Below are 12,940 nucleotides of genomic sequence, written 5' to 3' on the forward strand. Positions count from 1 at the left end.
CCGGTGCCGCCGGGGGTGACGTCCTCAGAAGCGTGCAGCGCCTTGGCTCCGGCGGCGAAACCGCCGACCCCCGAATCCGCGTCGCGGGACTTCTCCTGCTGGCCGCGCATCTGCTGTTCGTCGGATGGCTGACGCTGCGCCCGCTGTCGGTGCCCTGGATGGCGCCCGCGAATCTGCATCCGCTGGCCACGATCCGCTCCGACCTCGCCGACGGGCCGCGCGCCGCGTTCGAGGGGATCGGGAGCGGGCTGCTGCTGCTCGCCCCGCTCGGGGTGCTCCTGCCGCTGGCCGCCGGACGGCTGCACCGCCCGCTGCTGGGCACGGCCGCCCGTACGGTCTTCGCGGGTGCGATGGTCTCGCTCGGCATAGCGCTGCTGCAGACCGGGGTGCCCGGGCAGGTCGTCGACGTCGACTCGGTGCTGCTGAACACCGCGGGGGTCGCCCTCGCGCAGTTCCTGCTCTTCCCGCCGCTGCGGCGCTGGATCCGGGGCCGCGACCGGACGCCGCCGTCTCCTCCCCGGGCCCGTACGCGGGTCCCCCTGCGGGAGGAGGGGGCTCAGGGATCGACCCCGAGAGCGACCAGGGTCGGCATCGCCCCGTAGCCCGACGCCTCGGAGGGCGGGCCGTTCTACCGTCGAAAGCAGATGGAAAACGAACGAGCCCGAGCAATTCCCTCGAAGCGAAGGAGTCCCTGACATGTCCGCAATTGCCCGCCCGCGTGAAGGCCGGATGATCGGCGGTGTGTGCGCCGGACTCGCCCGCCGCTTCGGCACCACCCCGACGACGATGCGCGTCCTCTTCGTGGCCTCGTGCCTGCTCCCCGGCCCCCAGTTCCTGCTCTACCTGGCGCTGTGGGCCCTGCTGCCCTCCGAGGACCGCAAGACGGCCTGGTGACGCTCCGGGCGCGCCGACGGCGGGCGTCCCTCCGATGAGGGGACGCCCGCCGTCGTACGTGTGTGGGCCCGGGGCTCACTTCCCCAGCGGGAGGCTGCCGAGCGGGAGCCCGCCCACCATGCCGCCGCCCGGCGCCGGGGAGGTCTCGCCGCCGGCCAGCGAGGTCTCGTCGGTCGCGCCGCCCTTCTGGCCGCCGTTGAGGGACTTGCCCGTGGCGTCGAGGGTCTTCGCCACCTCGCCGGGGAGGTCGGCCGCGGAGATGTTGTCGACGGCGGTGGTGGCGGTCTCGCCGACCGTGCCGAGCGTGTCGGTGGGACCGGCGGCGGAGGCGACGCCGGCGCCCGCGGCGGCGATGACCGTGCCCAGCGCGACGACGCCGAGGGACTTCTTGGTTGCCTTCTTCATCTGTAACTACGTCCTCGTGATGGGGGCTTGAGCAGCCCGGCGAACGTAGCCAGGAATTCGGAGCACTGGCAAACACGTCGAAGCGGCCGGGAGTCGCCGGGAACGAAAGAGTTCCCGCGCCGTCACGGCCGCTTTTCCGCGCCGTCACCACCCGGAGGAGCGACGGCAGAACCGCTGGTCAACAAGGGTCAGCGGGCGGAATCCCTGAACAGCCATTCGGATTTCAGCGCCGCGTACCCCGGCTTGACGACTTCATTGATCATGGCGAGACGTTCATCGAAAGGAATGAACGCGGACTTCAGCGCGTTGACGGTGAACCACTGCATGTCGTCGAGCGTGTAGTGGAAGGTGCGCACGAGGTGCTCGAATTCGCGGCTCATGCTCGTGCCGCTCATCAGCCTGTTGTCCGTGTTGACGGTCGCCCGGAAGTGGAGCCTGCGCAGCAGCCCGATGGGGTGCTCGGCGTACGAGGGGGCGGCGCCGGTCTGCAGGTTCGAGGTCGGGCACAGCTCCAGCGGGACGCGCTTGTCGCGCACGTAGGCGGCGAGGCGCCCCAGCTTGACGGTGTCGTCGTCGTTCACCTGGATGTCGTCGATGATGCGCACCCCGTGGCCCAGGCGGTCGGCGCCGCACCACTGGAGGGCCTGCCAGATCGAGGGCAGCCCGAAGGCCTCTCCGGCGTGGATGGTGAAGTGATTGTTCTCCCGCTTGAGGTACTCGAACGCGTCGAGGTGGCGGGTGGGAGGGTAGCCCGCCTCGGCGCCCGCGATGTCGAATCCGACGACGCCCAGGTCGCGGTAGCGGTTGGCCAGCTCGGCGATCTCCAGCGCGCGGGCCGCGTGCCGCATCGCGGTGAGCAGCGCGCCGACGCGGATCCGGCGGCCCGCCTCGCGGGCGCGGCGCTCGCCCTCGCGGAAGCCCTCGTTCACCGCCTCGACGACCTGCTCCAGGGTCAGGCCCCGCTCCAGGTGCTGCTCGGGCGCGAACCTGACCTCTGCGTAGACCACCCCGTCGGCGGCGAGGTCCTCGGCGCACTCGGCGGCGACGCGGAAGAGCGCGTCGCGGGTCTGCATCACGCCGACGGTGTGCGAGAACGTCTCCAGGTACCGCTCCAGCGAACCGGAGTCGGCGGACTCGCGGAACCAGGTCTCCAGGCGGTCGGCGTCGGTCTCCGGCAGCGCGTCGTACCCGGTCTCGCGGGCGAGGTCGACGACGGTGGCGGGGCGGAGCCCGCCGTCGAGGTGATCGTGGAGCAGGGCCTTGGGGGCGCGGCGGATCTGCTCGCTGTTGGGGACGGTGCTGAGGGATTCGCTTACCATTTCGGCACTCTAGCTCCTACGCGCGTAGAACGCATCCGTTCGCTCAACTTCGGTCGCCCGGGGCGCGGTTGGGGCACGCCCCGGACACAGTGATACGGAATGGTGATCGCGCTCTCCACTCCGTACACCGCGACTTCTGCCATCGTTCTGCCATGGCTCAGCGAGCGTTGCCCGAAAGGGAAGCACGACTGGGACGGCCGATGGGGGCCGTGAGCACGGCTCCCCAGGCCGTGGTACTGGTGCTGCCGGGAGGCGGCGCGGCCGAGAGCGTACGGCGCGGATCCGCCGTCGCCACGGCCGCCGCGCTCCCGCTGGCGCGCCGTCTGGCACGCGCCGCACGCGAGGAACTGCTCACCGCGCACGTCCTCCACTACCGCTTCCGCGGCTGGAACGGCGACGCGGCGCACCCCGCGCGGGACGCCGAGTGGGCGGTCGAGGAGGTCGTGCGCAGATACGGCGACGTCCCGGTCTGCCTCGCCGGTACGGACGTGGGCGCGCGCGCCGCGCTCCGCGCCGCCGGGCACCCGGCCGTCGTCTCGGTGCTGGGCCTGGCGCCGTGGCTGCCGGACGGGACGGCCGCCGAGTCGGAGCCGGTCAAGCACCTGGTGGGCCGCAAGGTGCTGCTCGCGCACGGCACGGACGACAGCCGCACCGACCCCGAGCTGTCCTTCCGCTACGCGGAAAGGGCGAAGAAGGTGAATGGTTCCGTCTGCCGCTTCGAGGTCCACAGCGACGGGCACGGGCTCCGCCAGCACGCCGCCGAGGTCACGGCGCTGGCCCGCGACTTCGTCCTCGGCACCCTCTGCGGGCGTGACTTCAGCCGCCCCCTCACCGACGCGATGGCCGCTCCCCCGCCCCTGGGCCTGCGCATGCCGCTGGCCTCCGGGTTCGGGAAGACGCTGCGGGACTGAGGACGCCGGGACCGAGACCGTACGGAACCGGATCACGAGGGCCGGGCGCGGGCGCCGAGGGTCACCCGGCCGGGGCCGCGGGACCTCTGGTGGCCCCCTAGTGGCCCTCTAGTGACCGTGGCCGTGGGCGTGGCCCTTGGTGGCCTCGGCCTCGCACAGAGCCGTGGTGACGAGGGCGTCCATGTCGTCGTCCTGGGCCTCGGTGCCGCCCGGGTCGAGGTTGGCCATCGCGGTCACGCGGCGGCCGTCCTTCGTGGCGCCCGCGGCCGTCTGGAAGCCGAGGCTGTCGCCGGTGTGGCCCCAGAAGAGGCCGCCGCAGCGCAGCGGGAGGCTCTCCAGTCCGAGGCCGTACGCGCGCCCGTTGGGGTTGCCGGTCGGCCGGGTCGTCATCATCGCGCGCATCTCGGCCGGGTGCAGCAGCCGCCCCTCCAGGAGCGCGCCGAGGAACCGGTTGATGTCCCTGCCGCTGGAGATCATGCCTCCCGCGGCGCCGCCGACGGACGGGTTGTACCGGGTGCGGTCGAGGAGGCCGGAGCCCGGCGGTTTCACGTAGCCGCGCGGGTGCGTGCCGGGGATGCGGGGGTCGTCGCCGGGGACGGAGGTGTCGTGCAGGCCGAGCGGCTGGAGGACTCGGCGCTCGATCTCCGTCCCGTAGGGCTTGCCGGTGACCTTCTCGATGAGCATTCCGGCGACGATGTAATTCGTGTTCGAGTACTTCCACTCGGTGCCCGGCTCGAACTGCCGGGGGTGGTCGAGCGCGAGGCCGACCAGGTCCTCCGGGTCGTAGTGGGTGAAGGGGTGCTCGATGACGCGCTGCGGGGTGAGGTGTTCGAGGAAGTCGGGCAGGCCGCTGGTCTGCTGGAGGAGCTGGCGCACCGTGATGTCGCGGCCGTCGTTCCCGTTGCCTCTGATCAGCCCGGGGAGATAGCGCTCGACCGGCGCGTCGAGCGCGACCCGGTGCTCGCCGACGAGCTGCAGCACCACGGTCGCGGTGAAGGTCTTGGTCATGCTGCCGACCCGGAACCGGCTGTCGGGCGCCATCGGCGCGCGGGTGGTGACGTCCGCGACGCCGCTGGTCATCGCCGTACGGCCGTGGTGGCGGACATCCACCTCGGCCAGCGCGCCGGGCGCCCCGTCGGCGGTGGTCAGCCGCCGCAGGATGCGGCGGGTGTCGTCGTACGTCCTCGTGTCGGTCGCCGTTTCGTTCATGGTGTCCGGCGCGGCGGCGGGGGTCCGTGCGGCGTGCGCCGGGTGCGCCGGGGCCGCCGCGCTCACCGTGAGCGCCGCCGCAGCGGCGCACACGGCGCCGATCACGCGGGTACGTCTGGGCATTCCGCTCTCCTCACCCTCGGGTGAACTCACGCTAGAACGCCCGGACTTGCCCCGCCTCGCCCCTGTGGACCACCCGCCACGCCCTCCTCCCTTAAGGGCCACCCGGACACCCCCTAGCGGCGGGTGCCCGGCTTGGGGAGGGGGCGGCGGGGCGGGAGGGAACGGGGCATCGGGGCGTGCTGGGGGCGGCTGCCACGGTGAGGGCGGTGCCGGTTCTGCGTCTGGTTCGGGGCCTGGATTCGCATCTGGTCTCCTCATCAGGAACGGCGCTTGATGTACTCTGCTTGCAGTGGTCAAAACGTAGTACTGCACCCGCAGTGGTGTCAACGCCCTTTCCCGCCCGATCCCCAGGAGCCCGCTCATGAGACAGAACCCGGCCCGGCGCACCGCGCTGCTCGACGCCGCCATCGAGGTCCTCGCCAAGGAGGGGTCGCGGGGCCTCACGCTGCGCGCCGTCGACAAGGAGGCCGGCGTCCCCACCGGCACCACGACCAACTACTTCGCCGACCGCGACGCGCTGCTCCGCCAGATCATGGCCCGCACCACCGAGCGCCTCACCCCGGACCCGGAGGAGATGGCGGAGACCATGAAGGCCGAGCCGGACCAGCGGCTGAACGTGACGCTGCTGCGCCAGCTCGTGGAGCGGATGCGCGGCGACCGCAGCAGCCATATGGCCATGCTGGAGCTGCGCCTGGAGGCCACCCGCCGCCCCGGGCTGCAGGAGGACCTGACCCGCGCCTTCACCGAGATGCTGGACAGCAACATCGCCTGGCACCTGGACGCGGGCCTGCCCGGCGACCGCGACACGGTCCTCCTGCTCTACCTCGCCATGCTCGGCGTCATCGTCGACGACCTGACCGTGCCGGGCCTGCTGGAGCCGCACGGCATCGACCACATCATCGAGACGCTCGTCGCCCGCAGCGTCGCCTGATTCGCTCCTACGCCGCCCGCTTCATCCCCGTGTGCACCGTCGCGCCGACCAGGAGGAAGACGTCGGGGCGGGTGCGGAGGGAGTGGGGCGAGGCGTCGTCCAGGAGCGCGTCGAGCGTGTCCACGTCGTCCTTCGCGAGGCGGTCCGCCAGGGCCTCGCGGGCACGGGACGCGTACGCGACGAGGTGCTCGCGCGCCGTCTCCCCCAGCGGGGCGCGCAGCTCGGTGACGAACGTCCGGCTGCCGGTCGGCGTGAGGCCCGCCGCCGCGAGCATCGCGGGCCAGTCCTCCACCGTGCGCACCGCGTCCGGCAGGTCGTCGCGCATCTCCCCGAACCACTCCTCGTTCGCCGCGTCCAGCCGGGCCTGGAGGCCGGGGCGGCCGAGGCCGATGTCGCGGGGCAGGAAGCGCAGCGGCAGGCCCCCTTCCCGTACGGCCAGCACGCCGCCCGGGGTCAGCGTCCCGGCGAGCGCGCCGAGCGCGGCCTGCTGGTCGCCGAGGTGGTGGACGACGTGGCTGGTCCAGACGAGGTCGGCGGCGCCCAGCCCGTCGAGCCCCTCGGGGAGGTCGGCCCGGACGGCGGTGACCCGGTCGGCGAGGCCCTCGCGGGCCGCGCGGGCCCGGGCGCGCTCCAGGAGCCCGGCCGCGCCGTCGACGGCGACGGTCTCGGCCTGCGGGAAGCCGTGCGCGAGCGCGGCGGTGCTCACGCCGGGGCCGCTGCCCAGGTCGATGACGCGGCCGACGCTGGCCGCACCGCAGCCGCCCTCCAGCAGCAGGCCGCGCAGCCAGGCCACCGACTCCTCCATGGCGTCCGAGCGGAGTTCGGCCTCGCGTTCGAGGCGGTCCGCCATGGCCTCCCAGTCGAAGTCGTAGTCGCCCTCGCCGTCGCCATGACCGTGTCCGTGGCCGTGGCCGTGGCCATGTCCGTGGCCGTGGCCGTGGCCGTGGCCGTGCCCTGGGCCGTGGTGGTGTGCGCTCACGGGTCCTCCTCGCTCCTCACGTACGTACGGCGAGCGTGCCGACTCCTCCGGGTCACGGCAATTCCCGTTGCCGTTTCCGGGAAATCTCACCCGGAGAGCAACTGACCCCTGCGGCCGAGCAGGAACTTCTTGAACGCCGCGACCGGCGCCGTGTCCGGGTGCCCCGCGCGCCACGCGAGGCCGATCTCCCGCACGGCGCGCGGCGCGGTGACCGTCAGCTCGCGGACGCCGGGCCGGGCGATGACCGGCGGCGGGAGCAGCGCCACGCCCAGGCCCGCGGCGACGAGGCCGCGGATCGTCTCGGCCTCCTCGCCCTCGAAGGCGATCCGCGGCCGGAACCCGGCCTCCGCGCACAGGGTGTCGAGGATGCGCCGCATTCCGTACCCGGGTTCGAGGGTCACGAAGGACTCGTCGGCGGCCTCCGCGAGCCGGACCCTCTTACGGGCGGCGAGCCGGTGGTCGTCGGGGACGACGAGGCGCAGGCGCTGTTCGTCGAGGCGGCGGGCGACGAGGTCGGGGGCCTCGGGGCCCGGCACGGGCGAGGTGAGGCACAGGTCGAGGCCGCCCGCGCGGAGGCGGTCGAGCATGGCCTCGCCGTAGTTCTGGACGAGCGAGAAGCGGACCCGGGGGTGTTCGGCGCGGAACTCGCGCAGCAGTCCGGGCACCGTCTCCCAGCCCAGGGTGTGGAGGAAGCCGAAGGCGACCTTGCCGGTGGCGGGGTCGGCGTCGGAGCGCACGGACTCGGCGGCCTGCTCGACGGCGGCGAGCGCGCGTTCGGCCGAGGCGAGGAACGTACGGCCCGCGGGCGTGAGCGAGACGGTACGGCCGTGGCGGGCGAACAGGGCGACGCCGAGGTCCCCTTCGAGCCGGGCGAGCGCGCGGCTGAGGGAGGACTGGGGCACGCCCAGCTCGTGCGCGGCGCGGGTCACGTGCTCGTGGCGGGCGGCGGCGGCGAACTGGGCGAGGCGCGGGGTGAGCGCCATGCCCCAGACCGACCCCTCCTCCCCCACCGTGCCCGGTGTGACGGAAGTGTCTTTGTTGTTGCGTGACGGTGACATGGCACGTCCCTAGCTGCGGTGATGCGTCAGTGGAACGATTTTGACAGTTCCGTGCATTGGACGGATGAAAAGGGCCGCCGTACGTTCATGGCATGCCTCCTGCTGATACCAGGGCGTCCGTCGAACCGGCGGACGCCAGTCCCGTTGATCCCGAAGCGACGAAGCTCAGCCCCGGCGACCCCGGGCACGGGCGGATGCGGCTCGCGCTCTTCGCCGCGGGCCTCTCGACGTTCGCGCTGCTCTACTCGACGCAGGCCATGCTCCCGGAGATCTCCCACGACCTGGGCGCGGCGCCGGACCAGGCCAGTTGGACCGTCTCGGGCGCGACGATCGGCCTCGCCGTCGCCGTGCTGCCGCTGGCCGCGCTCTCCGAGCGCTTCGGGCGGCGCCGGATGCTCACCCTCTCCATGGCGGTGGCCGTCACGCTGGCGCTGCTCATCCCGTTCGCGCCGGACCTGAGCACGCTGATCGCGCTGCGCACCCTCCAGGGCGCGGCCGTCGCGGGCGTACCCGCCTCGGCGATGGCGTTCCTCGCGGACGAGGTGAAGGCGCGCCATCTCGTCGGCGCCGTCGGGCTGTTCGTCGCGGGCAACAGCGTCGGCGGGATGAGCGGGCGCATCCTCACCGGCTGGATCACGGAGGCCTGGGGCTGGCGCGCGGGGCTGGGCTCGGTGGCGCTGACCTCGCTGCTGTGCGCCGTCGCGTTCCGGCTGCTGGTGCCGCCCGCGCGGCACTTCACGCCCGCCTCGCTGCGGCCCCGCGAGGTAGCGGGCACGGTCAGGCGGCACCTCGGCAACCCGCTGCTGCTGCGGCTGTACGCGATCGGGCTGCTGTTCATGGTCGTCTTCGGCGCCGTGTACACGGTCATCGGCTACCGCCTGGTCGCCGAGCCGTTCGGCCTCTCGCAGGGCCTCGTCGGCTCGATCTTCGTCATCTACCTGGTGGGGACGGTCGCCTCGGCCACGGCCGGGCGGCTCAACGCGCGGCTCGGCCGCCGCGGCACCCTCTACCTCGGCATCGGCACGGCCTCGGCGGGCCTGCTGCTGAGCCTCGCCGACAGCCTGGCCGCGATCGTGCTCGGCCTGGTCCTGATCACCGCCGGTTTCTTCGCGGGCCACGCGGTGGCCTCCGGCTCGGTGAGCCGTACGGCGACCGAGGGCGCGGCGCAGGCCTCGGCGCTCTACCAGATGGCGTACTACATCGGCAGCTCGCTCGGCGGCGCCCTCGGCGCCCTCGCCTTCGCGGCGGGCGGCTGGGCGGCGACCGTCGCGCTGGGCCTCGCCGCGATGACCCTCGCGGGCGGCGTCACGCTCTACGCGACGCGGCAGGCCGCCGTCGCTTCCCGTACGGCGGCGGCGCGTACGGCTCAGGCGCCCATGACCCCTCCCGTGGCCCGCTCGCAGGCGCGCACGTAGTCGCGCACGAGCGGGCCGCGGTCGTCCGCGCGCCAGGCGAGCGCCAGCCGGCTGGGCGTGATGCCGCGGACCGGGCGCGTGACGACGCCGCCGAGGGTGATCAGCGGCGCGTTGCCGGTCGCGACCAGGACGACGCCGCGGCCGTCGACCAGCGCCTCGTACGTCTCCTCCGTGCTGGAGATCTCCGCGCCGATCCGCGGCGGGCGGCCCTCGCGCGCGTCGAGCGCCAGCCAGAAATCGCGCAGGGGCCCCGCGCTCTCCGGGAGGGCGAGGAACGGCTCGTCCAGCAGCTCGGCGAAGTCCACCTCCTCTCGCGCGGCCAGCGGATGGGACTCGGGCAGCGCGACGAGCCGGGGCTCGGAGGCGACGACCAGCCAGCGGTAGCGCTCGGCGGCGGGCAGCGGCAGCCAGACGAACGCCACATCGCACGCGCCGTCCGCCAGGCCCGCCGTCGGGTCGTCCCAGGGGACCTGGCGCAGCCGTACGTTCGCCACGTCGCGCAGCTCGCTCAGCCGCGACCGCACAGAGGGCAGCAGGCCGCTGCGCCCCGGGCTGGTGCTCATGCCCACGACGAGGGTCTCGCGCTGCTCCCGTACGGCCCGTTCGACCTCCTCGGCGGCGGTGTCCCAGGCGTCGAGCACGCGGCGGGCGTGCGGCAGCAGCGCCGAGCCCGCCGGGGTGAGCCGCACGCCCTGCCGGTCGCGTACGAACAGCTCGGCCCCGAGCTGCCGTTCGAGCATCCGGATCTGCTTGCTGAGCGCGGGCTGCGACACATAGAGCCGCTCGGCGGCGCGCGTGAAGTGCGACTCCTCGGCGACGGCGACGAAGTACCGCAGGTCCCTCCCGTGCACGTCCATAACCATCAGCTATCACGACAGGTCTTGGACGGGCAACGGGCACAGGCGGAAGTCTGTTCGGCACAGCGGCTTCCACGGGGCTCCCCCGGGGGCATCCACGGGGGCATCCACGGGAGGACGGAACTCATGAGCAAGGTATGGCTGATCACCGGCGGCGGCAGCGGATTCGGGCGGGCGCTCACGGAGGCGGCGGTCGTCGCGGGCGACATCGTCGTCGCCGCCGCACGCCGCACCGCCCCGCTGGACGACCTGGTGGCCGCGCACCCCGACCGGGTCGAGGCGCTGGCGCTGGACGTGACCGACGGGGCGGCCGTCGAGGCGGCCGTACGGGACGTGGTCGGGCGGCACGGCCGTATCGACGTCCTGGTCAACAACGCGGGCCGTACCCACGTCGGCGCCGCCGAGGAGACCACGGAGGCGGAGCTGCGCGACCTGTTCGAGGTCCACGTCTTCGGCCCGGCGGCGCTCGTACGGGCCGTGCTGCCGCACATGCGGGCCCGGCGGTCCGGGGCGATCGTCCAGATGAGCAGCATGGGCGGCCAGATGTCGTTCCCCGGCTTCTCCGCCTACAGCGGCACGAAGTTCGCGCTGGAGGGCATGTCCGAGGCGCTGGCCGCGGAGGTCGCGCCGCTCGGCATCGACGTCCTGATCGTCGAGCCCGGCGCCTTCCGCACCGGCCTCTTCTCCGGCGACCCCGTCAGCGCCCCGGTCGAGGGCTCGGAGGACTACGAGGAGACGGTGGGCCCGACCCGGCGCATGGTCGCCGCCTCCGACGGCACGCAGCCGGGCGACCCGGCGAAGGCGGCGACGGCGATCCTTCGTGCCCTCGACGCCGACCGCACGCCGCTGCGGCTTCCGCTGGGCGGCGACGCGGTGGACGCCGTGCTGGCCCACCTCGACTCGGTCCGCGCCGACGTCACGGCCTGGGAGAAGGTCTCCCGCGACACGTTGCTGGGTGACTGAACTGGGCAGGGGCTGCCCCTGACCGTATGTCGCAGACTGCGGGTGTGGCTGTGGCCGGGCGCGCAGTTCCCCGCGCCCCTGATGGGGCGACCTCTCCGCGGAGGATGCGCCCCGAAGGGGCGGGGGGAACCGCGCGAGCGGACGGAACTCACGCAGAGGGTGCGATGCGGTCCAGGATCAGGGGGGAGGGCTCGAACGCCTCCGACGGCCCCACCTCGTACGCACCGGCCAGGGCCGCCTCCGCGTAGGAGAAGGTTTCCGGGGTGTCCGTGTGGAGCGTCATGAGGGGGGCGCCGGCCAGGACGCGGTCGCCGGGGCGGGCGTGCAGTTCGACGCCCGCGCCCGCCTGCACCGGGTCCTCCTTGCGCGCGCGGCCCGCGCCCAGGCGCCAGGCGCACAGGCCGACCGCGTACGCGTCGAGGCGGGTGAGGACGCCGGAGGACGGGGCCGTGATCACGTGCTGCTCGCGGGCGCGCGGGAGGGGCGCGTCCGGGTCGCCGCCCTGCGCGGCGATCATGCGGCGCCATACGTCCATCGCCCGGCCGTCCGCGAGGGCCTTGGCGGGGTCGGCGTCGCCCAGTCCTGCGCCGTCGAGCATCTCGCGGGCCAGCGCGACCGTCAGCTCGACGACGTCCGCGGGGCCGCCGCCCGCGAGGACCTCGACGGACTCGCGGACCTCCAGCGCGTTGCCCGCCGTGCGGCCGAGCGGGGTGGACATGTCGGTGAGCAGCGCGACCGTCCGTACGCCGTGGTCGGTGCCCAGCTCGACCATGGTGGCGGCGAGTTCGCGCGCGTCGTCCAGGTTCTTCATGAACGCGCCCGAGCCCGCCTTGACGTCCAGGACGAGCGAGCCCGTGCCCTCCGCGATCTTCTTCGACATGATCGAGGAGGCGATCAGCGGAATGGACTCGACGGTGCCGGTGACGTCGCGGAGCGCGTAGAGCCGCTTGTCGGCGGGCGCGAGGCCGTCACCGGCCGCGCAGATGACGGAGCCGACGTCGCGCAGGACGTCCAGCATCTCCTCGTTCGAGAGCGAGGCGCGCCAGCCCGGGATCGACTCCAGCTTGTCCAGGGTGCCGCCGGTGTGGCCGAGGCCGCGCCCGGAGAGCTGCGGCACGGCCGCGCCGCAGGCGGCGACCAGCGGCGCGAGCGGCAGGGTGATCTTGTCGCCGACGCCGCCCGTCGAGTGCTTGTCGGCGGTCGCGCGGGGCAGCGAGCCGAAGTCCATCCGCTCGCCGGAGGCGATCATCGCGGCGGTCCAGCGGGCGATCTCCGCACGGTCCATGCCGTTGAGGTAGACCGCCATGGCGAGCGCCGACATCTGCTCGTCGGCGACCTCGCCCCGGGTGTAGGCGTCGATGATCCAGTCGATGTGCGCCTCGGTCAGCGCGTGTCCGTCGCGCTTGGCGCGGATGACGGAGATGGCGTCCATCTCGACCATGTGGTGCTTCCTTTCGGTGGGTCCCGGGGGCTACGGAAGCTCCTCCGGGCCGAACGCGTCCGGCAGGAGCTCGGACAGGGGCCGGATGCCGGAGGGCGACTCCAGCAGCAGGCCCGGTCCGCCGTGCTCCCACAGCAGTTGACGGCAGCGGCCGCAGGGCGCGACGACACGTGCGTCGTCGCCGCCCACGCAGGTGAAGGCCACCAGCCGGCCGCCGCCCGTGGCGAACAGCGCCGACACGAGGCCGCACTCGGCGCACAGGCCGACGCCGTAGGACGCGTTCTCGACATTGGCTCCGGTGATCACGCGGCCGTCGTCGACGACGGCGGCCGCGCCGACGGGGAAGCCCGAGTAGGGGGCGTAGGCCCGTGCCAGGGCCTCGCGGGCCCGGGCCCTGAGGGCCTCCCAGTCGACCCCGTCGGTGGCGGTCACCGG

General features: G+C 73.6%; 14 protein-coding genes. 6 read left to right on the plus strand and 8 right to left on the minus strand.

Annotated features, from left to right (window positions below; genetic code table 11):
• The first annotated feature begins 32 nt into the window (after positions 1-32).
• Both ABD343_RS14140 and ABD343_RS14145 read left to right on the plus strand, forming a co-directional pair.
• Complete coding sequence (locus ABD343_RS14140) at positions 33-602, plus strand: VanZ family protein (RefSeq protein WP_344527781.1); 570 nt, start codon at positions 33-35, stop codon at positions 600-602.
• Positions 603-696: 94 nt separating this feature from the next.
• Entirely contained in the window at positions 697-894 is a 198-nt protein-coding gene (locus ABD343_RS14145; protein ID WP_344527783.1) for a PspC domain-containing protein, read from the plus strand.
• A gap of 75 nt (positions 895-969) precedes the next feature.
• Here ABD343_RS14145 and ABD343_RS14150 read toward each other — a convergent pair whose 3' ends face one another.
• Entirely contained in the window at positions 970-1,299 is a 330-nt protein-coding gene (locus ABD343_RS14150) for an ATP-binding protein (protein ID WP_344527784.1), read from the minus strand.
• Between the two features lie 188 nt (positions 1,300-1,487).
• Positions 1,488-2,618, minus strand: a complete 1,131-nt coding sequence (locus ABD343_RS14155) for an adenosine deaminase (protein ID WP_344527785.1) — start codon at positions 2,616-2,618, stop codon at positions 1,488-1,490.
• 152 nt (positions 2,619-2,770) lie between these two features.
• Here ABD343_RS14155 and ABD343_RS14160 point away from each other — a divergent pair, with 152 nt between their 5' ends.
• Positions 2,771-3,529 (plus strand): alpha/beta hydrolase, encoded by a 759-nt coding sequence (locus ABD343_RS14160; protein WP_344527786.1) that lies wholly within the window; start codon positions 2,771-2,773, stop codon positions 3,527-3,529.
• A 108-nt stretch (positions 3,530-3,637) separates the two neighbouring features.
• Here the strand turns inward: ABD343_RS14160 and ABD343_RS14165 are convergent, their stop codons facing one another.
• Positions 3,638-4,861, minus strand: coding sequence for a serine hydrolase domain-containing protein (locus tag ABD343_RS14165; RefSeq protein WP_344527788.1), 1,224 nt, complete (start codon positions 4,859-4,861; stop codon positions 3,638-3,640).
• A 361-nt stretch (positions 4,862-5,222) separates the two neighbouring features.
• Here ABD343_RS14165 and ABD343_RS14170 point away from each other — a divergent pair, with 361 nt between their 5' ends.
• On the plus strand, positions 5,223-5,792 hold the full coding sequence (locus ABD343_RS14170; RefSeq protein ID WP_344527790.1) for a TetR/AcrR family transcriptional regulator: 570 nt from the start codon (positions 5,223-5,225) through the stop codon (positions 5,790-5,792).
• Positions 5,793-5,799: 7 nt separating this feature from the next.
• On the opposite strand, the gene ABD343_RS14175 is transcribed toward ABD343_RS14170, so the two are convergent.
• Both ABD343_RS14175 and ABD343_RS14180 read right to left on the minus strand, forming a co-directional pair.
• Positions 5,800-6,771, minus strand: a complete 972-nt coding sequence (locus ABD343_RS14175; RefSeq protein WP_344527792.1) for a class I SAM-dependent methyltransferase — start codon at positions 6,769-6,771, stop codon at positions 5,800-5,802.
• An 86-nt stretch (positions 6,772-6,857) separates the two neighbouring features.
• The gene (locus tag ABD343_RS14180) at positions 6,858-7,829 is read right to left on the minus strand and encodes a LysR family transcriptional regulator (protein WP_425578176.1); all 972 of its coding nucleotides are present in this window, start codon (positions 7,827-7,829) and stop codon (positions 6,858-6,860) included.
• 92 nt (positions 7,830-7,921) lie between these two features.
• Here ABD343_RS14180 and ABD343_RS14185 point away from each other — a divergent pair, with 92 nt between their 5' ends.
• Positions 7,922-9,244: an MFS transporter gene (locus ABD343_RS14185; protein ID WP_344527794.1), complete on the plus strand. Its 1,323-nt coding sequence runs from the start codon at positions 7,922-7,924 to the stop codon at positions 9,242-9,244.
• Here the strand turns inward: ABD343_RS14185 and ABD343_RS14190 are convergent.
• The gene (locus tag ABD343_RS14190) at positions 9,196-10,107 is read right to left on the minus strand and encodes a LysR family transcriptional regulator (RefSeq protein WP_344527796.1); all 912 of its coding nucleotides are present in this window, start codon (positions 10,105-10,107) and stop codon (positions 9,196-9,198) included. The genes ABD343_RS14185 and ABD343_RS14190 overlap by 49 nt on opposite strands.
• A 120-nt stretch (positions 10,108-10,227) precedes the next feature.
• Between ABD343_RS14190 and ABD343_RS14195 the strand changes: the two genes are divergently transcribed.
• Positions 10,228-11,064, plus strand: coding sequence for an oxidoreductase (locus tag ABD343_RS14195; RefSeq protein WP_344527798.1), 837 nt, complete (start codon positions 10,228-10,230; stop codon positions 11,062-11,064).
• A 148-nt stretch (positions 11,065-11,212) separates the two neighbouring features.
• Here the strand turns inward: ABD343_RS14195 and ABD343_RS14200 are convergent, their stop codons facing one another.
• Together ABD343_RS14200 and ABD343_RS14205 are read right to left on the minus strand one after the other, a co-directional pair.
• Positions 11,213-12,496: a thymidine phosphorylase gene (locus ABD343_RS14200; RefSeq protein ID WP_344528570.1), complete on the minus strand. Its 1,284-nt coding sequence runs from the start codon at positions 12,494-12,496 to the stop codon at positions 11,213-11,215.
• Positions 12,497-12,535: 39 nt separating this feature from the next.
• Positions 12,536-12,937: a cytidine deaminase gene (locus ABD343_RS14205; RefSeq protein ID WP_344527800.1), complete on the minus strand. Its 402-nt coding sequence runs from the start codon at positions 12,935-12,937 to the stop codon at positions 12,536-12,538.
• Between the last annotated feature and the right edge of the window lie 3 nt (positions 12,938-12,940).

This window comes from Streptomyces albiaxialis (assembly GCF_039530985.1).
In the GTDB taxonomy this organism is placed as follows: Bacteria; Actinomycetota; Actinomycetes; order Streptomycetales; family Streptomycetaceae; genus Streptomyces; species Streptomyces albiaxialis.